The 22,895-nt window shown below is 55.4% G+C and carries 23 protein-coding genes; 13 read left to right on the top strand and 10 right to left on the bottom strand.

All coding sequences use genetic code 11. The features are described from left to right. Positions 1-95 precede the first annotated feature (95 nt). Positions 96-593 carry an FxsA family protein gene (locus ACR0D7_RS11950; RefSeq protein ID WP_170570893.1) on the top strand — a complete coding sequence of 166 codons (498 nt, stop codon included), beginning with the start codon at positions 96-98 and terminating at the stop codon, positions 591-593. A 54-nt stretch (positions 594-647) separates the two neighbouring features. Further along, positions 648-1,145 (top strand): protein-export chaperone SecB, encoded by a 498-nt coding sequence (secB, locus tag ACR0D7_RS11945; protein WP_170382331.1) that lies wholly within the window; start codon positions 648-650, stop codon positions 1,143-1,145. 28 nt (positions 1,146-1,173) lie between these two features. Here the strand turns inward: secB and dnaQ are convergent, their stop codons facing one another. Genes dnaQ through ACR0D7_RS11925 form a run of 4 tightly spaced genes read right to left on the bottom strand, consistent with a single transcriptional unit; the run spans position 1,174 to position 3,908 of the window. Beyond that, on the bottom strand, positions 1,174-1,896 hold the full coding sequence (gene dnaQ, locus ACR0D7_RS11940) for a DNA polymerase III subunit epsilon (RefSeq protein WP_480679209.1): 723 nt from the start codon (positions 1,894-1,896) through the stop codon (positions 1,174-1,176). Next, positions 1,889-2,482, bottom strand: coding sequence for a dephospho-CoA kinase (gene coaE, locus ACR0D7_RS11935; RefSeq protein WP_480679208.1), 594 nt, complete (start codon positions 2,480-2,482; stop codon positions 1,889-1,891). Before coaE ends, dnaQ begins: the two co-directional genes overlap by 8 nt. Beyond that, positions 2,479-3,312: a shikimate dehydrogenase gene (locus ACR0D7_RS11930; RefSeq protein ID WP_480679207.1), complete on the bottom strand. Its 834-nt coding sequence runs from the start codon at positions 3,310-3,312 to the stop codon at positions 2,479-2,481. The genes coaE and ACR0D7_RS11930 overlap by 4 nt, the downstream gene beginning before the upstream one ends. Continuing rightward, a complete protein-coding gene (locus ACR0D7_RS11925; RefSeq protein WP_480679206.1) occupies positions 3,309-3,908 on the bottom strand; it encodes a Maf family protein in 600 nt (199 codons plus the stop codon). The genes ACR0D7_RS11930 and ACR0D7_RS11925 overlap by 4 nt, the downstream gene beginning before the upstream one ends. A gap of 404 nt (positions 3,909-4,312) precedes the next feature. Between ACR0D7_RS11925 and ACR0D7_RS11920 the strand changes: the two genes are divergently transcribed. The 7 genes from ACR0D7_RS11920 (at position 4,313) to ACR0D7_RS11890 (ending at position 11,675) form a co-directional block, all read left to right on the top strand. After that, positions 4,313-4,762, top strand: a complete 450-nt coding sequence (locus ACR0D7_RS11920) for a CopD family protein (RefSeq protein ID WP_480679205.1) — start codon at positions 4,313-4,315, stop codon at positions 4,760-4,762. A 122-nt stretch (positions 4,763-4,884) separates the two neighbouring features. Next, the gene (gene rho / locus ACR0D7_RS11915; RefSeq protein WP_480679204.1) at positions 4,885-6,156 is read left to right on the top strand and encodes a transcription termination factor Rho; all 1,272 of its coding nucleotides are present in this window, start codon (positions 4,885-4,887) and stop codon (positions 6,154-6,156) included. A 30-nt stretch (positions 6,157-6,186) separates the two neighbouring features. After that, a complete protein-coding gene (gene mnmE / locus ACR0D7_RS11910) occupies positions 6,187-7,473 on the top strand; it encodes a tRNA uridine-5-carboxymethylaminomethyl(34) synthesis GTPase MnmE (RefSeq protein ID WP_480679203.1) in 1,287 nt (428 codons plus the stop codon). Positions 7,474-7,485: 12 nt separating this feature from the next. Beyond that, positions 7,486-9,354: a tRNA uridine-5-carboxymethylaminomethyl(34) synthesis enzyme MnmG gene (gene mnmG, locus ACR0D7_RS11905; protein WP_480679202.1), complete on the top strand. Its 1,869-nt coding sequence runs from the start codon at positions 7,486-7,488 to the stop codon at positions 9,352-9,354. Beyond that, positions 9,351-9,965, top strand: coding sequence for a 16S rRNA (guanine(527)-N(7))-methyltransferase RsmG (gene rsmG / locus ACR0D7_RS11900; RefSeq protein WP_480679201.1), 615 nt, complete (start codon positions 9,351-9,353; stop codon positions 9,963-9,965). The genes mnmG and rsmG overlap by 4 nt, the downstream gene beginning before the upstream one ends. After that, positions 9,958-10,761, top strand: coding sequence for a ParA family protein (locus ACR0D7_RS11895; protein ID WP_480679200.1), 804 nt, complete (start codon positions 9,958-9,960; stop codon positions 10,759-10,761). Before rsmG ends, ACR0D7_RS11895 begins: the two co-directional genes overlap by 8 nt. Positions 10,762-10,781: 20 nt before the next feature. Beyond that, positions 10,782-11,675 (top strand): ParB/RepB/Spo0J family partition protein, encoded by an 894-nt coding sequence (locus tag ACR0D7_RS11890; RefSeq protein ID WP_480679199.1) that lies wholly within the window; start codon positions 10,782-10,784, stop codon positions 11,673-11,675. On the opposite strand, the gene ACR0D7_RS11885 is transcribed toward ACR0D7_RS11890, so the two are convergent. Genes ACR0D7_RS11885 through rph form a run of 4 tightly spaced genes read right to left on the bottom strand, consistent with a single transcriptional unit; the run spans position 11,665 to position 14,490 of the window. Next, entirely contained in the window at positions 11,665-12,018 is a 354-nt protein-coding gene (locus tag ACR0D7_RS11885; protein ID WP_480679198.1) for a YbaN family protein, read from the bottom strand. The two genes, ACR0D7_RS11890 and ACR0D7_RS11885, sit on opposite strands and share 11 nt — an antisense overlap. A 3-nt stretch (positions 12,019-12,021) precedes the next feature. Next, positions 12,022-13,176, bottom strand: coding sequence for a radical SAM family heme chaperone HemW (gene hemW / locus ACR0D7_RS11880; RefSeq protein WP_480679197.1), 1,155 nt, complete (start codon positions 13,174-13,176; stop codon positions 12,022-12,024). Continuing rightward, positions 13,166-13,780 carry an RdgB/HAM1 family non-canonical purine NTP pyrophosphatase gene (rdgB, locus tag ACR0D7_RS11875; protein WP_480679196.1) on the bottom strand — a complete coding sequence of 205 codons (615 nt, stop codon included), beginning with the start codon at positions 13,778-13,780 and terminating at the stop codon, positions 13,166-13,168. The genes hemW and rdgB overlap by 11 nt, the downstream gene beginning before the upstream one ends. Then, on the bottom strand, positions 13,777-14,490 hold the full coding sequence (gene rph / locus ACR0D7_RS11870; protein ID WP_480679195.1) for a ribonuclease PH: 714 nt from the start codon (positions 14,488-14,490) through the stop codon (positions 13,777-13,779). The genes rdgB and rph overlap by 4 nt, the downstream gene beginning before the upstream one ends. A 112-nt stretch (positions 14,491-14,602) precedes the next feature. Between rph and hrcA the strand changes: the two genes are divergently transcribed. Further along, complete coding sequence (gene hrcA / locus ACR0D7_RS11865; protein WP_480679194.1) at positions 14,603-15,667, top strand: heat-inducible transcriptional repressor HrcA; 1,065 nt, start codon at positions 14,603-14,605, stop codon at positions 15,665-15,667. Between the two features lie 10 nt (positions 15,668-15,677). Further along, positions 15,678-16,241 carry a nucleotide exchange factor GrpE gene (locus tag ACR0D7_RS11860; RefSeq protein WP_480679193.1) on the top strand — a complete coding sequence of 188 codons (564 nt, stop codon included), beginning with the start codon at positions 15,678-15,680 and terminating at the stop codon, positions 16,239-16,241. Positions 16,242-16,299: 58 nt separating this feature from the next. On the opposite strand, the gene mutS is transcribed toward ACR0D7_RS11860, so the two are convergent. Then, positions 16,300-18,915: a DNA mismatch repair protein MutS gene (gene mutS, locus ACR0D7_RS11855; protein WP_480679272.1), complete on the bottom strand. Its 2,616-nt coding sequence runs from the start codon at positions 18,913-18,915 to the stop codon at positions 16,300-16,302. 163 nt (positions 18,916-19,078) lie between these two features. Between mutS and ACR0D7_RS11850 the strand changes: the two genes are divergently transcribed. Together ACR0D7_RS11850 and ACR0D7_RS11845 are read left to right on the top strand one after the other, a co-directional pair. Further along, positions 19,079-21,334 (top strand): NADP-dependent malic enzyme, encoded by a 2,256-nt coding sequence (locus ACR0D7_RS11850; RefSeq protein WP_480679192.1) that lies wholly within the window; start codon positions 19,079-19,081, stop codon positions 21,332-21,334. 3 nt (positions 21,335-21,337) lie between these two features. Beyond that, the gene (locus tag ACR0D7_RS11845) at positions 21,338-22,207 is read left to right on the top strand and encodes a ribokinase (protein WP_480679191.1); all 870 of its coding nucleotides are present in this window, start codon (positions 21,338-21,340) and stop codon (positions 22,205-22,207) included. On the opposite strand, the gene msrA is transcribed toward ACR0D7_RS11845, so the two are convergent. Beyond that, the gene (gene msrA, locus ACR0D7_RS11840; protein ID WP_480679190.1) at positions 22,204-22,875 is read right to left on the bottom strand and encodes a peptide-methionine (S)-S-oxide reductase MsrA; all 672 of its coding nucleotides are present in this window, start codon (positions 22,873-22,875) and stop codon (positions 22,204-22,206) included. The two genes, ACR0D7_RS11845 and msrA, sit on opposite strands and share 4 nt — an antisense overlap. Between the last annotated feature and the right edge of the window lie 20 nt (positions 22,876-22,895).

Genomic DNA, 22,895 nt, shown 5'->3' with positions numbered 1-22,895 from the left:
TCAGACCGCGACTTTGTATACGCGGCCTCATGCCACTATGTAGGTGACAGTTCGTGGCAAGTCCACTGCCCGACCTCTGGTAAAGGATAACGCAAATGTACCTGTTCTTGGCATTTTTATTGGTCCCGATCATCGAGATTGCCCTGTTCATTCAGGTGGGTGGCCTGATCGGGTTGTGGCCCACTCTGGCAATTGTGGTGCTGACGGCCGTTCTGGGCACCGCTTTGGTCAGGACACAAGGTCGCATGGCGCTGGCCGATCTGCAGCGATCTTTTGCCGAACTGGATGACCCGACCGAGCCGCTGGCCCATGGCGCGATGATCTTGATGTCTGGCATGTTGCTGCTGACGCCGGGCTTTTTCACCGACGCGGTTGGATTTGCACTCCTTATTCCCGGTGTTCGAATCTCGGTCTTTCGCTATCTGAAATCCAGAGTGAAGATCACTCAGTTCCAAATGGGCACTGGATCGCAATTCCGATCCGGACAAACGACGTTTGACGATGACGTGATCGATGGTGAATTCACCGAGGTAAAGCCACGCCAAAACCCGGCGAAACCGTCGAAATGGGTCGAAGGACCGCACCAGCATTGAGGTACCGCGCCCAACTTGCTAAGCAATGGCGGATTTTATTTTTGGAGTAGTTCCATGGCCGAAGAAAACGCTGCAGAAAACACTGCGGCCCAAACCGCCCCTCAAGTTCAGATGCGCGTTCTGGGACAATTCATTCGCGATTTGTCCTTTGAAAATGTAATGGCGCAAAAGGGCGTATCCGGGGACGTACAGCCCGAGATTGCAGTTCAGGTAAACCTGGATGCGAAAAAGCGTAAGGTAGAGCATCAGTACGAAATCTCGATAAAACTGAATCTGACGTCCAAAGCCAAAGGCATGGAAGACGTCCTGTTTCTGTGCGAGATCGACTATTGCGGTCTGTTCCACGTGGAAGGCGTTGCCGAAGATCAACTGCACCCGTTCCTGCTGATTGAATGCCCGCGGATGCTGTTCCCGTTCCTGCGCCGCATCGTCAGTGACGTCACCCGCGACGGTGGTTATCCGCCGGTCAATCTGGACAATATCGACTTTGTTGCACTGTATCGCAACGAGTTGATGCGCCGTCAGGCCGAAGCTCAGAAAGCGCAAGCTTAATAAGTCTGACCCGCGCTGGGTTAGTTTCTCAGGCGCGGGTCCACAGGGCATTCTCGCCCAGTTTTTCTACAAACGCCTCATGCGCAGAACGCTCTTCTTCGGTGATCTTCGACGCCAACGGGGTCGGGCGCGCTGTTGGGCGCCAGTCGTCCTGACCACCCGCACCCGATGAAGCCGCAGATGACAGGCCGAAATCCGGTTGCCGACCCCCGATCAGCTCCAGATAGACCTCGGCCAGAATTTCCGAGTCCAAAAGTGCCCCGTGCAGCACCCGGTTCGTGTTGTCGATGTTAAATCGCCTGCACAGTGCGTCTAGTGACGCGGGCGAACCCGGAAACCGTTTGCGCGCAATCGCCAGCGTATCCAGCGCTTGATCCATTGGGATTTGGGGCAAACCCATCCATCTGAGTTCTGCGTTCAGGAATTTCATATCGAAGGATGCATTGTGGATCACCAGCTTTGAATCCTTGATGAAATCAAGAAACCCCTGACCGATCTTGGCAAAGACAGGTTTGTCCTTCAGCGTGACCTCGCCTTTTTCTGCCGGGCGCGGATTCTCCAAAAGGTCGGGGCCGATGCCGTGCACGCCAAACGCCTCTTCAGGCATGGACCGTTCGGGGTTGATATAGACGTGATAGGTCTCGCCCGTGGCCACGTGGTTCCACAGCTCAACCGCGCCGATCTCGACAATCCGGTCGCCGCTTTCGGGGTCGAACCCGGTGGTTTCGGTATCGAGTACAATCTCACGCATCTGCCATCCCCGCCCGTATCTGCCTGACCACATCCTGCACCTGCGCGCGGGCATGGTCCAGCGTATCCGTCACGATCACATAGTCCGACCGCGCGCATTTCTCATCATTCGGCATCTGCTTGGAGCGGATCTGTTCGAACTGCGCCTCGGTCATCGTGCCGCGCTCCATCACGCGGCGCTTTTGTTCATCGGCGGGAATCGAGACGCAGGCAACGGCATCCATCGCCGCGTCACCGCCGGTTTCAAACAGCAAGGGAATGTCGAACACCAGAATATCCGCCGTGGCCTGCTCCCGAAACGCTGCACGATCAGCGGCTACCAGAGGGTGCACGATGGCCTCGATCTGTTTCAGTGCAGATGGGTCCTGCGCAATGATCCGTTTCAGCGCATCACGGCTGACGGTATCCTCGACAATCGCCTCAGGAAAGGCCTCGCGCATGGGCTCAACTGCGGCTCCACCCTTTGTATAGAGTCTATGTACGGCCGCATCAGCATCCCACAGCGCGCAGCCCTCCTCGACAAACATCTGTGCCGTGGTGCTTTTACCCATACCGATCGAGCCTGTCAGGCCAAGCGCAAAACTCATCCCAAAACCGCCGCACGGAGATCGTCGGTCACCTCGGGGCGGATGCCGAACCAGCGTTCAAATCCAGGTACCGCCTGATGCAGCAACATACCCAACCCGTCGACCGTCGTGCAGCCCGCCTCGTCCGCCGTTTTCAGCAAATGTGTTTGCAGCGGGGCATAGACCAAATCCGTAACCACCGCGCCAGACTGCAACCCATCCAGTGGCACTCGTAGTTCAGGCTGGCCCTGCATACCCAGAGAGGTAGTGTTGACCACCAGTTCAGCCTCTTCAACAGAATTCCCGGCCTGAACCCAATCCACCACGGTGATGCGGTCTCCGAATTCCTCTTTCAGCTGTTCAGCCCGTGCCCGAGTACGGTTGGTCAGCATAATTTTCGGTACGCCAGCCTCAAGCAGCCCTTGCAGAACCGCGCGCGCTGCACCGCCTGCACCAAACACCAATGCGGGTCCGTCTGATGGCACCCAATCCGGCGCGCCACTGTGCAGGTTCTGCATAAACCCGTAGCCATCAGTGTTGTCCGCATGGATTGAGCCGTCGTTCTGAAACACAAGCGTATTCGCAGCACCAATCAGCTTGGCCCGCTCAGATACATGGTCTGCAATTCGCAGCGCAGCCTCTTTATGGGGTACAGTCACATTTGCCCCTACAAAACCCGCTTTGGGTAGAGTGCGTAAAACACGCTCAAAATCTGCAGGCGCAACATCCATTGGGATGTAATGCCCAGCCAGCCCATAACTTTTTAGCCAGTGCCCATGCAGCTTGGGCGATTTGGAATGTGCAATCGGATGCCCGATCACCCCGGCCAGCGGAATATGATTATGCGTCATTGGTCGATCACCCCTTTGACAGCCAGATAATTGAGCAGTTCCAACAGGGGCATACCCAAGACATTAAAGTAGTCGCCGTCAATGGTAGCGAACAGACGGACACCTTCCTCTTCCAGCTTATAGGCGCCGACCGCATGGCGGATGCTGTCCCAGTTGCGGTTGATATAATCGCGCAGAAACGCATCCGAGCTCATCCGCATCCGCAGGCGCACTTGCCCGACATGGCGCCAGATCGGCTCTCCATCCTGATAGATCACCGCAGCAGACAACAGCATATGCCGCTTGCCCCGCATCGCCTTGAGCTGCGCAAGAGCATCTTCGAATGTTTCAGGTTTCGACAACAGTTGCCCGTCAAAATCCAACACCTGATCGCAGCCCAGAACCATCGCGCCGGGATTTTTGTCGCTAACTTTGCGAGCTTTCATCTCGGCGAGTGCATCAGCAATATCACGGGGAGATGCCTCTTCGGCCAACAGTGCGCGTTTTATGGTATCCTCATCCACGCGCGCCACCTGAACGGAAAATGGCACGCCTGCGTTTTCCAGCAGCTGTGCGCGAATAAATGACCCCGAGGCCAGGATGATGGGGACAGACATGTGGACAACCCCGTGTGCAAATCGTTGAGCGTTACTGGACGGTTTGTATGGTTTTCAGATTGACACGCAACCCCGGGATTTTCGCCCAAAACTTCCCTGAGTCGCTCAAACCCTGTCCATCCGGGACAAGGATAAGTCTAAAGACATGGATAACCCGATATTCCGGGTTTACCCAAAGAGTTATCCTCAGAGGTCTTCTATATGCCAATATACAACTTATTGTTTTAAAACTATAAATCATGAAATTCACAGAATCACCTGAAAATCACGGAACTCTTTCCACCTGGGGAAAAAGCATGTGTAAAAAAGTAATCCACGGATTTTGTTCACCCTACAAAACCATCTTCCTTTTTCTTTTCTTATTTTTTTATTAGGGAGAGTTCCGAACAACACCCGGAGCCAGAATGACCGATCTTCTTTTCACGATTTACCCGTGGGTGAAGTCTTTACACATCATGGCCGTGATCTCGTGGATGGCAGGACTGTTCTATTTGCCCAGGCTGTTCGTCTATCACGTAGAAAAGGCACAGACGGTCGACGGGGCAGAAACCATCTTCTTTGAAATGGAAGACAAGTTGCTGCGTGTGATCATGCGACCAGCGATGTACGTAGCATGGGTGTGCGGGCTTATCATGGTGTTCACGCCGGGCATCGTTGGGTGGGACTGGTCTTGGCCCTGGGTCAAGGGGGCGGCTGTGATTGGTATGACCTGGTTTCATCATTGGCTGATGGCACGGCGCAAGGACTTCTTAGAGGGCGAAAATAAGCTCACTGGGCGGCAATATCGCATGATGAACGAGGTACCGACCATTTTAATGGTTGCCATCGTTCTGGCGGTCGTTCTGAAGTTCTGAAGGCCTGTTTGACTCCGAAAGCTACCGGGCTTATGTAGGGGTCAACACGCCCGTCCGGGCGGCGTATTTTCCGTACTGAATTTCCACTTCAAGCCGCACAGTCAGCGGTGAAGGTATGTATCATGTCCACTGAATCCCTGAATCTGGCCGACCTGAAAGCCAAAAGCCCCAAAGATCTTCTGGCGATGGCCGAAGAACTGGAGATCGAAAACGCCTCGACCATGCGTAAAGGCGAGATGATGTTCCAGATTCTGCGCGAACGTGCAGATGAAGGCTGGACCGTTGGCGGCGATGGCGTGCTTGAGGTTCTGCAGGACGGCTTCGGCTTTCTGCGCTCGCCTGAGGCGAACTATCTGCCGGGTCCGGACGATATCTATGTCTCGCCCGACATGATCCGCCTGCACTCGCTGCGCACAGGCGACACGGTCGAAGGTGAGATCAAGGCGCCGGACGATAACGAACGGTACTTCGCGCTGACCAAGGTCACGATGATCAACTTCGAGAACCCTGAGAAGGCGAAACACAAGATTCTGTTCGACAACCTGACGCCTCTGTATCCCGATGAGCGTCTGAAGATGGAGATCGAAGATCCCACCATCAAAGACAAGTCGGCCCGTGTGATAGACCTTGTGTCGCCCATCGGTAAAGGCCAGCGGTCACTGATCGTGGCGCCGCCACGGACCGGTAAGACGGTGATCCTGCAGAACATCGCGCATTCGATCGAACAGAACCACCCGGAATGCTATCTGATCGTGTTGTTGATCGACGAACGCCCGGAAGAGGTGACCGACATGCAGCGCTCGGTAAAAGGTGAGGTTGTGTCTTCGACCTTTGACGAACCGGCAACCCGTCACGTGGCGGTGTCTGAAATGGTCATTGAAAAAGCCAAACGCTTGGTCGAGCATAAACGAGATGTTGTTATACTTCTTGACTCAATCACAAGACTTGGTAGGGCGTTTAACACTGTGGTCCCATCTTCGGGTAAAGTTCTGACCGGTGGTGTGGATGCGAATGCGCTGCAGCGGCCCAAGCGTTTCTTTGGTGCGGCGCGGAATATCGAAGAGGGTGGTTCGCTGACCATCATCGCGACTGCGCTGATCGACACCGGTAGCCGGATGGACGAAGTCATTTTCGAAGAATTCAAAGGCACCGGTAACTCGGAAATCGTTCTGGATCGCAAGATTGCAGACAAGCGCGTGTTCCCGGCCATCGACATCCTCAAGTCCGGTACCCGGAAAGAAGACCTGCTGGTCGACAAAGGCGATCTGGCCAAGACCTTCGTTCTGCGCCGCATCCTCAACCCGATGGGTACCACCGACGCAATCGAATTCCTGTTGTCGAAGTTGAAGCAGACGAAGACAAACGGCGAGTTCTTCGATTCAATGAACACCTGACACAGGTCTTAAACGACGCGAGGCCTTCGAATGGATACGATATTCGCCTTGGCCAGCGCACAAGGCAAAGCAGGAGTGGCGGTTATCCGCCTCTCAGGCCCATTGGCGCATTCTGCAGCGGCCGATCTAACAGACAGCGCGCTGCCGCCCCGCGGTATGCGGGTTCGGTCATTGTACGCGGGTGATGGATCGCGCCTGGATGATGGGCTGATCTTGACATTTCAAGCGCCGGCGAGTTTCACCGGTGAAGATGTGGCCGAGCTTCAAATTCACGGAAGTACGGCTGCGATCAATGCTGTGATGCGCTGTTTGTCGGACACAGATGGTTTGCGTTTGGCAGAACCTGGGGAATTTACGCGGCGTGCACTTGAGAATGGCAAGATGGACCTGACGCAGGTTGAAGGGCTTGCAGATCTGATCGATGCCGAAACCGAAGCGCAGCGCAAACAGGCCCAGACCATTCTGGCTGGCGAACTAGGTGGCTTGGCGGAGCGTTGGCGTCGTGATCTGATACGGGCGGCATCGTTGCTGGAGGCGGTCATTGATTTTGCCGATGAAGAAGTGCCCACAGATGTCACGCCTGAAGTTCGGAATTTGATTACCGGAGTCATGGAAGATATTCGGCGTGAGGCAGATGGCGTTAAGATCGCTGAACGTATTCGTACTGGATTTGAGGTTGCCATTGTTGGTTTACCTAACGCGGGTAAGTCTACCTTATTGAACGCGCTGGCAGGGCGGGAAGCAGCGATTACCTCAGAATACGCGGGAACGACACGAGACGTGATCGAAGTTCGCATGGATCTTGGCGGTCTACCCGTCACTCTGCTGGACACAGCTGGATTGCGTGAAACTGAGGATCACGTTGAAAACCTGGGAATCGAACTCGCCCGAAAACGCGCTGACGCGGCTGATCTGCGCGTGTTTCTGACAGAGAATCCAAAAGAGCTGGGTGTTCCCATGGCAGATGGGGATATTCAAATTTTGCCGAAATCTGATCTTCGTGATGGTGTCGAAGGCGGAGTTTCTGGAAAAACTGGTCAAGGGATTGATCAGCTAATTTCCCATATATCGCGTGTGTTGGCTGATCGATCTACTAGCCATGGTATCGCGACGCGAGAACGGCATCGCGTCGCGCTGAATGACGCCAGTGCGGCGCTAGCCGCTGCAATGACGGTTCTGGAATCAGGACCGGACTTGTATGATATCGCGGCAGAAGAGCTACGTACGGCGATCCGCGCACTTGAAACATTGGTTGGTAGAATTGGGGTCGAGGACCTATTGGATGAAATATTTTCCAGTTTCTGCCTTGGGAAATAAGGAGTGTTTCACGTGAAACATTCAAAGTTTGATGTGGTGATCATTGGGGCTGGCCATGCTGGAACCGAAGCAGCTCATGCGGCTGCCCGGATGGGTGTCGAAACTGCTTTGGTAACCTTGTCAGGGCAGGATATCGGCGTCATGTCCTGTAACCCTGCTATTGGTGGCCTTGGGAAAGGTCATTTGGTGCGTGAAATCGATGCGCTGGATGGCGTCATGGGGCGTGTGGCTGATCAAGCCGGGATTCAGTTTCGCCTTTTGAACCGTCGGAAAGGTCCAGCAGTGCAGGGGCCAAGAACACAAGCTGACCGAGCACTGTATCGTGCGGCCATGCAGAAAGAGACGCAGCAGCAAGAGCATCTATCCATTGTTGTCGGTGAAGTTGTCGACTTTCTGATGGATGGCTCGAAGGTTGTTGGAATCAAGCTAGCGGACGGTTCGGAAATTCATGCCGGAGCTGTCATCCTAACATCTGGTACATTTTTGCGGGGTGTCATTCACATTGGAGACGTTTCCAAGCCCGGTGGTCGGATGGGGGACCGACCGTCGGTGAAGTTGGCCGAACGTCTGGATAGCTTTGATCTTCCTCTGGGTCGATTGAAAACCGGTACACCGCCCCGGCTGGACGGTCGCACAATAAATTGGACAGACCTTGAACGACAAGACGGCGATGAAGATCCCACGCTGTTTTCCTTTCTCTCAACTTCAGTTGTCGCGCCGCAAATCTCTTGCGGAATTACACATACAAATGCGCGAACGCACGAGATCATCGAAAAGAACCTGTCTCGGTCTGCAATGTATGGCGGGCATATCGATGGAGTGGGTCCACGCTATTGCCCATCCATCGAGGACAAAATCGTCCGCTTTTCCGACAAGGAATCGCACCAAATTTTCTTGGAACCCGAAGGAGTTAACGACCACACGATCTACCCAAACGGGATTTCGACGTCTTTACCACAAGATGTACAACAAGATTATGTTCGATCAATCAAGGGACTGGAGAATGCAGTCATATTGCAACCTGGTTATGCGATTGAATACGATTACGTCGATCCACGCGTATTGACGTCATCTTTGTCATTGCCAGAGACGCCGGGTCTTTATCTTGCTGGTCAAATCAACGGAACGACAGGATATGAAGAAGCAGCAGCGCAGGGACTTGTTGCGGGGTTGAACGCTGCACTAGCCGTTTTGGGACGTGACCCGCTCCATTTCACGCGTGCGGACAGCTACATTGGTGTGATGATTGACGATCTAACTACTCGCGGAGTGGCGGAGCCTTACCGAATGTTTACCTCTCGCGCGGAATTCCGTTTGTCGCTGCGAGCAGATAACGCAGATCAGAGGTTAACGCCAATAGGCATTGATCTTGGGTGTGTTGGTGAATCGCGGAAAATTCAGTTTGAACGGAAAATGGACAAGCTGGAGACTGCCAAGTCTAAATTGACGGATCGCAAATTTACACCGAAGGAGATGCGATCAGCAGGCATTAATGTCAACCAAGATGGAAATCGCAGGGACGGAATGGCGATATTGGCATTTCCAGATGTGTCATTCGACGACCTTTTGCCACTTGTTCCTGAGCTAGAGTGTGTTGAAGCGGATATCCGCCTTCAGGTCGAACGGGACGCGCTTTATGCGAACTACATTGTGCGGCAAAAAAAGGATGTTGAAGCTATGAAACGCGATGAATCTTATGAGATTCCGCGAGATTTTGACTATTCAACGTTGGAAGGTCTGTCATCTGAGATGAAACAGAAACTATCGACGGCAAGACCGGTAAATATAGCACAGGCTGGGCGCGTAGAAGGCGTAACACCTGCTGCACTGACTTTGTTGCTGGCCAAATTGCGGCGTGAACATCGGGTGCGCAAAGTATGAGCTCCGAAGTGCTGAACGGGTTGAATGTTTCACGTGAAACACTCGATCGGCTTGAGGTCTACGTAAATCTGGTGCAGCGCTGGAATCCCAAGATAAACTTGGTTTCCAGGAACAGCCTTAATGATATCTGGACCCGGCATATATTGGACTCGGTACAAGTCTTTCGGTGTGCAGAAGCTTTCCAAACCTGGGTGGACTTAGGAAGTGGAGGAGGCTTTCCAGGGATGGTTTGCGCTATTTTGGCCGCTGATGAAGCGCCAGATACACATTTTACATTTGTTGAAAGCGATCAGAGAAAATCGGCGTTTCTACGCACCGTTGTCCGAGAGTGCGGGGCAAAATGTACTGTTGTTTCAAAGAGAATCGAGGACGTAGACCCCTTGAGCGCAGATATACTATCAGCACGTGCGCTAGCTGACCTGAAGATGTTATTGTCCTTTTGCGACAGACATTTAGGAGAACACGGTACCGCGCTGTTGCCTAAAGGCGCAAACTGGAAAAAAGAGCTGGATGACGCACGCGAGGAATGGAAATTCGATTGCGAGCCGATTACAAGTTTAACTGAACCCCAAGCTGTTATCCTAAGGATCAAAGGAGTATCGCGTGGTTGATCTGTCTCGCCCTTCAGGGCCCCGGATAATTGCGGTTGCCAATCAAAAGGGTGGGGTGGGAAAAACTACGACAGCGATTAACCTTGCCGCTGGACTTGCCGAAGCAGGGTGTAGGGTGTTGGTTGTTGATTTGGACCCTCAAGGTAATGCGTCGACAGGATTGGGGGTCGAGGATAGGGATTGGACGACTTATGATCTGATCCTGGATGAAGCACCGCTTGAGGCAGTACTGCAGGAAACGGATATCGAAGGGCTTTTTGTTGTTCCTGCGACTGTTGATTTGAGCTCGGCTGATATTGAATTGATTTCCAATGAAAAACGCAGCTATCTTCTTCATGACGCACTGCGCCAGACGGCTATTGATAAATTCAAGTTGGATTTCATCCTGATCGATTGCCCTCCGTCTCTCAATCTTCTGACTGTGAATGCGATGGTGGCATCGCATTCGGTTTTGGTTCCGCTGCAAAGTGAGTTCTTTGCTTTGGAGGGTCTTTCGCAGTTGATGCTGACGATCCGAGAGGTCCGTCAAACCGCCAATCCTGACCTCAGAATCGAAGGTGTTGTGCTTACCATGTATGACAACCGCAATAACTTGTCCCGTCAGGTCGAAAAGGATGCACGTGACAATTTGGGTGAGATGGTATTTAAAACCAAAATACCCAGGAATGTGCGGGTCAGCGAAGCGCCGTCTTACGCTTTGCCAGTTCTGCAATATGATTCGGGATCGTTGGGTGCGATGGCATATCGGCATCTGGCTCGCGAAGTCATTCACAAGAATAAAAATATCGCCGCCTGAGCGGCAGTGAGGAGGGCTCAGTGACCGCCAAAAAAACAAAACACAGAGGCCTAGGCCGAGGCCTTTCCGCATTGATGGCTGATGTAACACAAGAAGCAGAAGGTCTAGTCTCATCAGAGCCGCGCCGTCCGGACATGACGGTTCCAATTGAAAAATTGCGGGCCAACCCAAATCAGCCGCGCCGGACGTTTTCGGCAGAGCATCTTGATGAGCTTGCCGCATCTGTTAAGGAAAAAGGTATTATCCAGCCGCTGATCGTACGCGAAATCAGTAGCGGTGAGTATGAAATTGTTGCCGGTGAACGGCGTTGGCGTGCTGCTCAGATGGCGCAGCTACATGATATTCCGGTTATCGTACGCGAATTCGACGATACCGAGGTTCTTGAAGTTGCGATTATCGAGAATATTCAGCGCGCAGATCTGAATGCCGTTGAAGAGGCTGCTGGATACAAGCAGCTTATGGACCGTTTCGGGCACACACAGGAAAAGCTGGCCGAAGCTCTTGGGAAAAGCCGCAGCCACATTGCGAATCTACTGCGATTGCTTTCCTTGCCGTTGGACGTTCAGACATTGGTTATTGAGGGCAAGCTGTCAGCGGGTCATGCACGGGCTTTGATAACAGCGGAAAACCCATCAGAATTGGCCAAAATTGTCGTTCGGGATGGCCTTTCGGTGCGTGCGACCGAAGCGTTGGTGAAAAAACAACAAGCAGATCCTGCCAAGGCCACGCCGCGGTCCAGAAATCTGAATGCTGGCAAGGACGCGGATACGCGTGCATTGGAGAAAGATCTCTCGGCGATTCTGGCTATGAAAGTTGCGATCAACCACAAGGCTGGTACTGAAACTGGGCAGGTGGTTTTGACCTATGAAAATCTGGATCAGTTAGACGATCTTTGTGCTAAGCTCAGCCGTTAGGTCGTGTCCAGATAAAGATCATGACACAGCCTAAAACCACAGCCTGAATAATCAGAACGTGGGAAGGCAAGGCCAGCAGAATAGATAATCCAAACACGGCGGTAACTGAAATGGTGGCCGCCTTTTTTGCACCCGGTCGAATGACACCAGAGGTTTGCCAATCAACGATCAATGGCCCAAAAGTCTGATGAGTTACCAGCCAGTGATGAAGGCGAGAGGAAGAGCGGGCAAAGAAGAAAGCGGCCAACAACAAGAATGGTACAGTCGGCAGAAGAGGTAGAGCAATACCTACCGCTGCAAGTCCAACGCAAATCAACCCCAAGGTAGCCCAGATATATTGCATCACCTACCCCAACAACTCCCGGATCACCGCATTAAGAACCGCGCGTCCATTCTTGGTGGCAATAAGACGACCATTTTTCTGTTCTAACATGCCGATTTCCATCAAATCAGACAGCTTTTTCTGCTGTAGAGGCTGATCAGTTAAGGCGTTAAATCTATCAATATCTAGTCCCTCTATTATCCTCAACCCCATCATCAGGTATTCAACTGCTTGGTCTTGCGTTGAAAGGGCTACCCGTTCCCTTTCCCCTGTGCCTTTTGCTACAGCGGTTAGCCATGCGTTCGGGGACAGATAAGTTTCCGTCGCCAGCTTTTGGCCGTTCAGTGTGATCCGTCCATGCGCACCGGGGCCGATTCCGACGTAATCGCCATAGCGCCAATAGATAAGGTTGTGTTGGGACTCGGACCCCGGCCGCGCGTGATTTGAGACCTCATAGGAGGGCAGGCCATGCGCTTCGCAGATTTCCTGTGTGGCCAGATACATGTCGGCGGCGCTGTCGTCTTCTGGCAGACCGCGCAGTTTACCGACAGCATAGCGGTCACCAAAGGCGGTGCCGTCCTCGACGGTGAGTTGGTACAGAGACAAATGGTCGACAGCCATCGTCAAAGCTTCGGTCAGCTCGGCACGCCAGGCTTCAAGGGTTTGATGCTGCCGGGCGTAAATCAGATCAAAACTGACTCTTTCAAAGCAATTACGGGCGATATTAAATGCGCTACGAGCCTCGGCCACCGTGTGAATGCGACCCAAACGGCGGAGATCTTCGTCGTTCAACGCTTGTATGCCCATCGAGATACGGTTCACGCCAGCATCGCGATAAGCCGCGAAACGGCCGGCTTCTACCGAGCCGGGATTGGCCTCGAGCGTAATCTCCATATCATTGGCTGGGCGCCACAGGGTGCGGGCCTCGTCGATAACTGCGGCGACGGTGTCGGGATCCATCAGAGACGGCGTTCCGCCACCGAAAAAGATGGTGTTCAAGACACGGTCGGGAGTTTCCAGGGCAGAGCGGCGAAGCTCGGCTAGATACGCATCAAGCCATTGTTTTTGATCAATAATTTTGGAAACATGGCTGTTGAAATCGCAATAGGGACACTTGGCCTCGCAGAAAGGCCAATGCACGTACAGGCCAAAGCCCCCATTGCGCCAATCATCCGCCAAAACAGCCCTTCACGAACATCTCCACCGCGCGACCGCGATGGCTGATCTTGTTCTTTTCCCAGCGATCCATCTCGGCAAAGGTAATGTCATGTCCTTCTGGGACAAACATTGGGTCATAACCGAACCCATCCTTGCCGCGGATTGGCCAGACCAAGTGGCCGGGCGCAACGCCCTCAAACACTTCATCGTGCCCGTCTGGCCAAGCCAGAACCAACGTGCAGCGGAATTGCGCCGCGCGGGGATGTGCGGCGCCTTTTGCCTCAAGCTCTTTATGGGCCCGGGTCATGGCCATTAGGAAATCGCGGCCATTGCCAGTTTCAGCCCAATCAGCGGTATAGACGCCCGGCGCGCCGTCCAGTGCGTCGATAGTAAGCCCGGAATCGTCCGACAGTGCAGGCAGGCCAGTGGCCTTGGCGGCGGCATGGGCTTTGATCCGCGCGTTACCAACGAAAGTATCCTCGGTCTCATCCGGTTCAGGCAGGTTCATTTCACCTGCGCCTATTACAGCCACCCCAAAGGGTTCGAGGAGATGCGCCATCTCCTCTAGCTTGCCTTTGTTATGGGTGGCCACCAGCAGCCTGTCACCGTCGAACTTACGGGTCATGCAGTTGCAGCTTTCTGTGCTGCGGCCAGTTCACCCACGCCTTTTTCCGCCAGATCCATCAGCTGATCCATCTGAGTACGGCTAAAGACCGAACCTTCGGCAGACATCTGTACTTCGATCAGTTTGCCAGAACCTGTCATGATAAAGTTGCCGTCAACTCCGGCTTCGCTGTCCTCGGGGTAGTCCAGATCCAGAACTGGTTGACCTGCATAAATTCCGCAGGAAACGGCCGCAACAGGGTCTAACAAGGGGTCAGATATTACATCACCTGCCTTCATCAGTTTGTTTACGGCCAAACGCAGCGCAACCCAGCCGCCGGTGATCGAAGCACAGCGCGTACCGCCGTCGGCTTGAATTACATCGCAGTCAACGGTGATTTGGCGTTCACCAAGGGCAACCCGATCCACTCCGGCACGAAGTGCGCGGCCAATCAGGCGTTGAATTTCCACAGTGCGACCACCTTGTTTGCCGCTTGCCGCCTCGCGCCGCATCCGGGTGTTGGTTGCACGGGGCAGCATACCGTACTCGGCGGTAACCCAGCCCAGGCCCGATCCTTTGATGAAGGGCGGTACACGATCCTCGATCGTGGCAGTGCACAGCACATGGGTGTCACCCATTTTGATCAGGCAGGAACCTTCGGCATGTTTGGTGAACCCCGTTTCGATTGAAACGGCGCGCATTTCGCTTAAATCTCGTCCTGAGGGTCGCATGGAAAATCCTTTGTTTGCTGGGTTGGGGATAACGCCCCCTTGGCTTACGATGCAACCCCGATTGACCTTTCGCACACCTGCGATTTAATGACGACCCAGCAGGGGACCGCCGATGAGCGAAGCGAGCAAAATTCTGGACGAGATGAATGACCGGTCGCGCGAAGTGTTCCGGTTGATCGTCGAGAGCTATTTGGACAGTGGCGAGCCCGTTGGCAGCCGCACATTGACTCGCACACTTTCAGAAAAAGTCAGCGCCGCGACCGTGCGCAATGTGATGCAGGATCTGGAGTTTCTGGGCCTGCTGGACAGTCCGCATGTCAGCGCAGGTCGGATACCGACGCAGCAAGGTTTGCGCATGTTCGTGGACGGCTTGCTTGAAGTTGGTGATCTGGGGGCCGATGATCGGCAGAAACTGGACGAGACATTAGGCTCTAACGCAGGCGATGTGGGCGGAATGCTAGATCGGGTCGGCTCGGCCCTGTCACACGTGACACATGGTGCGTCGCTGGTGCTGACGCCCAAGCATGAGGCCGAAATCAAGCATATCGAGTTTGTTTCGCTGGCACATGATCGTGCGTTGGTGGTTCTGGTGTTTTCGGATGGTCAGGTGGAGAACCGACTGTTCACACCGCCGCCCGGACAGACGCCCAGTTCGATGCGCGAGGCGGCGAATTTCCTGAACGCACTGATCGAGGGTCGCACGTTGAGTGAGGTGCGCCGCCAGATGCAAAGCCAGATCGCCGCCCGCAAACAAGAGATAGACGTATTGGCGCGCGAAATGGTCGAAAGCGGCATGGCCGCCTGGGACGGCGACGGGAGCGACTCGGCCCGGTTGATCGTGCGGGGGCGGGCGAATCTGCTAGGTGAGACCGGTCAGGAAGAGGAATTAGACCGAATTCGCACCTTGTTTGATGATCTGGAACGCAAACGTGACATCGCCGAATTCCTTGAATTGACCGAAGAAGGCGAGGGTGTGCGCATTTTTATCGGGTCTGAGAACAAACTTTTCTCACTTTCGGGTTCCTCTTTGGTGGTGTCTCCATATATGAACGCTGATCGAAAGATAATCGGTGCGGTCGGGGTCATCGGACCCACGCGTCTGAATTATGGACGGATCGTGCCGATCGTGGATTATACGGCGCAACTGGTCGGCAAGCTGATATCCGACCGGAGCTAGAGGGTAAGAGATGGCAGAGCCCAAGAACGAAGATTTTTTGGATGATATCGCAACCGCTGAAGCGGAAGAGTTGGACGAAGAATTTGCTGAGATCAGCGAAGAAGCGTTGGAAATGGACGCGCTGCGTGCTGAGAGGGACGACTTCAAGGACAAATTCATGCGCGCGTTGGCGGATGCAGAAAACGCGCGCAAACGCGGTGACAAGGCGCGTCGTGACGCGGAACAATACGGTGGGTCGAAACTCGCCCGCGACATGCTGCCGGTTTACGACAACATGAAACGCGCCCTTGAGGCCGCAACTGATGAGCAGAAAGAGGTTGCCGCCGGCCTGCTGGAAGGTGTGGAACTGACCATGCGCGCACTGAAGGATGTGTTCCAAAAGCACGGAATTGAAGTGATCACGCCTGAGGTTGGTGACCGGTTTGATCCGAATGTGCACGAGGCGATGTTCGAAGCCCCGTTACCCGGTACCAAAGCTGGTGACATCATTCAGGTCTCGGCTGAAGGGTTCATGCTACATGACCGTTTGCTGCGTCCGGCGCAGGTTGGTGTGTCGTCAATGCCTGCTAACTGATTGGCTTCAGAGAAGCCAAGCCTTCGGCGAGAGTATTTTTGAAAAGATGAAGAGGCGGTCAGGAATTGGCCGCCTCTTTCAATTTGTAGATCAGGTCCAGGGCCTCGCGCGGAGTGAGTTCGTCGGGCAGTACATCATTCAACATATCCGTGACTGGTGACGCTTTGGGTGCTGGGGGGGGAGGCGGAGCAGCAGCAGAGAACAGCGGCAGATCATCGATCAATGCCTTTTGCTTACCACCTTCACGTTCTGTCTTTTCCAACTGCTCTAGCACCACGCGGGCGCGGTCGACAACTGACGTGGGCAGGCCCGCAAGTTGGGCGACTTGCACGCCGTAAGACCTGTCGGCAGCGCCCTTATGGACCTCATGCAGGAAGATCACCTCACCCTCCCACTCCTTGACGGCGACGGTGGCGTTGTCGACACCTTCCAGCTTTCCGGCCAGAGCGGTCAGTTCATGGTAGTGGGTGGCGAATAAGGCGCGGCACTGGTTGGTGGCATGCAGATGTTCCAGCGTAGCCCAGGCGATCGACAGACCGTCATAGGTGGCGGTGCCACGGCCAATCTCGTCGAGGATGACCAGCGCGCGGTCGTCGGCCTGGTTCAGGATGGCGGCAGTTTCGACCATCTCGACCATGAAGGTCGAACGACCCCTCGCCAGATCGTCGGAGGCTCCGACACGGCTGAACAGTTGGCTGACCATGCCAATATGCGCCTGTTCGGCGGGGACATAGCTGCCCATTTGGGCCAGCAGGGCGATCAACGCGTTCTGGCGCAGGAAGGTCGATTTACCAGCCATGTTGGGACCAGTCAGCAGCCAGATGGCAGCTCCGTTTTCTGCGCTGAGGTCGCAATCATTGGCGATGAAGGCATCGCCGCTTTGTTGGCGCAGGGCGTGCTCGACAACCGGGTGGCGGCCGCCTTGCACATCAAAGGCACGGGAGGTGTCGACTTGCGGGCGGCACCAGTTTTCTCCACGCGCGAGATCGGCCAGGGCGGTGGTCAGGTCGAGTTCAGCCAGCCCTCGGGCGGCCTGGTTCAGGCGCGCGGCGAGGGTCAGAATCTCTTCAGATAGCCTTTGATAGAGCCGCTTCTCGATATCAAGCGCCAGATTGCCTGCGTTCAGGATACGGGTTTCTATTTCGGAGAGTTCCACGGTGGTAAACCGAACCTGATTGGCGGTGGTCTGGCGGTGGATATAGGTTTCGCTGAACGGTGGGTTCAGCATTTTCTCGGCATGAGTGGCCGTGGTTTCAATGAAGTAGCCCAGCACGTTGTTATGCTTGATCTTTAGCGACGTGATGCCGGTATGTTCCGCGTATTTCTGCTGAAACCCGGCGATGACCGAGCGGCCTTCGTCGCGCAAGGTGCGGGCTTCGTCCAGTTCGGAATCGAAGCCGGGGGCAATGAAGCCGCCGTCGCGGGCCAGCAGCGGGGGCTCAGCCACCAAGGCTTCGTCCAGCAGGGCAAGCAGGTCGTCAAAGCCGACAAGGTTTTGCACCGCGGTCGCCAGAAGGACCGGCAGGTCTTGCCCTGCACAGACTTCGGCGATTGACGCAGCTTGCGTCAGCCCGTTGCGGACAGCGGCCAGATCGCGCGGGCCGCCACGTTCCAGCGACAAGCGGGACAACGCACGGTCGAGATCAGGGGTTTTGCGCAGCGCTTCGCGCAAGTCTGATGCGATTAGGCTTTCCTCAGCTGCGAATGACACGGCGTCGAGCCGTGCATGGACCACATCCAGATTGCGCGAAGGGCTAGAGAGGCGTTGTTCCAGCAACCGAGCGCCGCCAGGGGTCACGGTGCGGTCGATTACGGACAACAGCGATCCGGCGCGACCACCGGACAAGGACCGGGTCAGTTCCAGATTGCGGCGCGTGGCGGCGTCGATCTGGACCACGCGGTCCTCGGATTCCTTCAGCGGCGTTTGCAGGAGCGGAAGTTTGCCCTTCTGTGTGATCTCTAGATAGTCGATCAACGCGCCCATGGCCGAAACTTCTGCGCGACCAAAGCTCCCGAAAGCATCCAGTGCGCCCACGTGAAACAAACCGCAAATGCGCTTCTCTGCCGCAGTGCTGTCGAAACTGGCGCGCCCGATGGGGGTCAGCGAAATCCCTAGATCGCGGACCGTTTCGTACAATGGCTGCTCCGACCCGTCAGCCACGATCAGTTCGGAGGGGGCCAAGCGTGCCAACTCGGGGCTGAGCCTCACGGAGGTCAACGGCATCACGTGAAAGGCGCCGGTTGAAATATCGGCCCAGGCCAGCGCGGCCTCATCCCGTACCTCGGCATAGGCTGCGAGAAAGTTGTGGCGGCGGGCTTCAAGCAGCGCGTCTTCGGTCAGCGTGCCGGGTGTCACCAGACGCACGACATCGCGCTTTACCACCGATTTAGAGCCTCTTTTCTTCGCCTCAGCGGGGCTTTCCATCTGTTCGCAGACGGCCACGCGAAAGCCTTTGCGGATCAGGGTCAGCAGGTAACCTTCAGCCGCATGAACCGGGACGCCGCACATGGGAATATCAGTGCCGTTATGCTTGCCACGTTTGGTCAGGGCGATGTCCAGTGCCTCGGCGGCGTTGACGGCGTCTTGGAAGAACATCTCGTAAAAGTCACCCATGCGGTAAAACAGCAGGGCGTCGGCATGCGCCTCTTTGATTTCGAGATATTGCGCCATCATCGGCGTGACTGTGGACAAAGGTGGCCCCCTTCTGGCGTGTTCCGGGCGCGACCTTACAAATCCCGCATCTTCTGTAAAAGCCGAAAACTCATTCTCGTTGAGGCGCGCGTTCACCTGCGCTATGAGGCGACAGCCCAACAGTTGTAAAGAAACGACATATCCGATGCCCAAAGCGAAGATCACCAAAGAAGAGGCGCTGGCCTTTCACCTCGACCCGACCCCCGGCAAGTGGGAGGTGCAGGCCACCGTTCCCATGACCACGCAGCGCGATCTGTCGCTGGCTTACAGCCCAGGCGTTGCTGTTCCATGTGAAGCTATCGCAGAAGCACCCGAGACCGCGTATGACTACACCAACAAGGGTAATCTGGTCGCCGTGATCTCGAACGGGACGGCTGTTCTGGGTCTTGGAAACCTCGGCGCGTTGGGGTCGAAACCGGTGATGGAAGGGAAATCTGTCCTTTTCAAACGGTTCGCCGATGTGAACTCGATCGACATCGAATTGGATACTGAAGACCCGGATGAGTTCTGCCGCGCGGTGCGTCTGATGGGGCCGACCTTTGGCGGCATCAATCTGGAAGACATCAAGGCGCCCGAGTGTTTCATCATCGAACAGCGCCTGAAAGAAGAGATGGATATCCCCGTCTTCCACGACGACCAGCACGGGACAGCGGTGATCTGTGCGGCAGGTCTGCTGAACGCGCTGCATATCTCGGGCAAAAAGATCGAGGATGTTAAGATTGTCCTTAACGGTGCGGGCGCTGCAGGTATTGCTTGTATCGAATTGCTTAAATCGATGGGCGCCAAGCACGAAAATTGCATCGTATGTGACACCAAGGGTGTGATCTATCAGGGCCGAACCGAGGGGATGAACCAGTGGAAATCGGCCCACGCTATCACCACCGACCTGCGCACGCTGGAAGACGCCATGAAAGGCGCGGACGTATTCTTGGGTGTATCGGTAAAAGGGGCCGTGACGCAGGATATGGTTGCGAGCATGGCCGATAATCCGGTGATCTTTGCCATGGCAAACCCGGATCCTGAGATTACGCCGGAAGAGGCGCATGAGGTCCGCGTGGATGCCATCGTCGCCACCGGGCGCAGCGACTATCCCAACCAGGTGAACAACGTGTTGGGCTTCCCATACCTGTTCCGTGGTGCGCTGGACATTCATGCCCGTGCCATCAATGACGAGATGAAAATCGCCTGTGCCCACGCACTTGCCAATCTGGCGCGTGAGGATGTGCCCGATGAAGTTGCAATGGCCTATGGCAAATCGCTGACCTTCGGCCGCGATTACATCATCCCGACGCCGTTCGATCCGCGCCTGATCCACCGCATTCCGCCTGCCGTTGCCAAGGCCGGCATGGATACCGGGGCTGCGCGCCGTCCGATCATCGACATGGAGGCCTATGAGCTGAGCCTCAAGTCTCGCATGGACCCGACCGCCAGCATCCTGCGCGGCCTGAATGCCCGTGCGCGTCAGGCGCAAAGCCGCATGATCTTTGCCGAGGGTGACGATCCCCGCGTGTTGCGTGCGGCGGTGATGTATCAACGCTCGGGTTTTGGCAAAGCGTTGGTTGTTGGTCGGCCCGATGACGTAAAGCAAAAGCTGGAAGAGGCCGGTCTGGGCGATGCGGTGCGCGAACTGGAGGTGGTGAATGCCGCCAATACCGCGCATCTCGAGACGTACTCGGATTTCCTGTACCAGCGACTGCAGCGTAAGGGTTTTGACAGCAAGGACATTCACCGCCTCGCGGCTCGTGATCGGCATGTATTCTCGTCTCTGATGCTGGCCCATGGGCATGGCGACGGTCTGGTCACCGGGGCCACCCGTAAATCGGCGCATGTTCTGGATCGCATCAATCACGTATTTGATGCCGATGCCTCGCACGGGGCGGCGGGTGTGACGGCTTTGTTGCACAAGGGTCGGATCGTGCTGATTGGCGATACGCTGGTGCATGAATGGCCGGACGAGAACGATCTAGCCAATATTGCCGAGCGTTCGGCCGCCGTTGCGCGTCACATGGGGCTTGAGCCACGCGTGGCTTTCGTTAGCTTCTCGACTTTCGGTTATCCAGTGTCGGAACGGGCCGAGAAGATGCACCGCGCGCCTGCGGTTCTGGACCACCGCGGTGTGGACTTTGAGTATGAGGGCGAAATGACCGTGGATGTGGCCCTGAACGTTGATCAGCAGGCAGGTTATCCGTTCCAGCGTCTGACTGGTCCGGCGAATATCCTGATCGTGCCAGCGCGCCATTCGGCATCGATCTCGACCAAGCTGATGCAGGAAATGGGCGGTGCTACCGTTATCGGCCCGATCCTTTCGGGCGTCGATAAACCCATTCAGATCTGTTCGACCGTGTCGACGGCAAATGACATCTTGAACATGGCCATCCTGGCCTCCTGCGATATCGGGTAAACCATGACGATCTGGAATCTCGGCTCGATCAATGCGGACATGATTTATGATGTGCCGCACCTGCCCGGGCCGGGAGAGACGCTTTCAGCCAACCGTCTGGATCAGTTCCTGGGCGGTAAGGGGGCAAATATGTCGGTGGCTTCGTCGCGGGCGGGCGCGCGGACGGCACATATCGGTGCGGTGGGGCCTGATGGGCGCTGGGCGCGGGATCGTCTGACCGAATATGGTGTGGATACACGTCATATTGCTGTGGTCGAGGTTCCCACAGGCCACGCCATCATTGCAGTCGACGCTGAGGGTGAGAATAACATCATCCTGTTTCAGGGCGCGAACCATGCGATCTCGCAGGATCAGTTGGGACAGGCCCTGTCATCCGCCGAACCGGGCGATCTTCTGGTGATGCAGAACGAAACAAACTTGCAGGTTGAGGCTGCAAAGATGGGGCGTGAACTCGGCCTGACTGTCTGCTATGCCGCTGCACCATTTCAGGCCGACGCGGTGCAGGCTGTGCTGCCTTACCTGGATTTCCTGATCCTGAACGAGATCGAGGCAGAACAGTTGCGACAGGCAACCGGTCAGTCGGTGTCTGACCTGACTGTGCAGCACGTTATCGTCACGTTGGGGTCACAAGGTGCGCGGTATTTCCACAATTGCGCGGATTCTGACTTTCCGGCGCACAAGGTGCAGGCTGTAGATACCACCGGCGCGGGGGATACCTTTACTGGATATGTTCTGGCTGGGATGGACCGAGGCATGCCAATGGCGCAGGCGATCACTCAAGCAAATCGTGCCGCGGCCCTGATGGTCACGCGGCACGGGACGGCGGATGTTATTCCAGATCTTAAAGAGGTGCGCGAGGCGCAGTTGGGTTAAGACCCGACGAAGGGTGCCTCACTCCCCCACAATTGCTTGACCCGGGCGTCGCGACCGCAGGCTTTGCGATAGGCTTTGTACGCGCTGGCCTGCCGTTTGGGGCCAAAGCGGGTCAAAACCAGCTTGGTGCCTTTGTAATAGTCCTGATGGTAGGCCTCAGCTGGATAAAACGCGCCTTCTTGCAGGATTGGGGTCACGATTTTCTGCCCCAGCGCATTTTGAGCATTGGATTTGGCTTGCTCAGCAAGCGCCTTTTCCCCTGTGTTAGAGACGAAAATCGCTGTTCGGTAGCTATCCCCCCGGTCACAGAACTGACCACCTGCGTCGGTAGGATCGACCGATCGGAAGAACATGTTCAGCAGGGTTTCACGGGAAACGCGGGACGGATCAAAGGTAATCTGAACCGCTTCATAGTGGCCAGTACCACCTTTAGTGACCTGACTGTAACTCGGGTTGGCGGATGTGCCACCGGTAAAACCCGAAACGGCACCAATCACGCCCGGAACGGATTCGAAATCGGATTCGACGCACCAGAAACAACCCCCGGCAACCGTCAAGGTTTCGGTCTCGGCCGCAGGTGCCGGAGCGGCCCGTAACAGTGTCGTCAGCGCCATTAGCGAAAAAAGAAGGGTTGGTTTGAGAAAGTCGAGATAGGCGATGCGGGTCATGGCAGGTCTCCTTTCAGGAT

It is taken from the genome of Ruegeria sp. BB7 (assembly GCF_056539365.1).
Note: the sequence above shows the minus strand (reverse complement) of the source record. Positions and strands in the feature narration are given on the sequence as shown.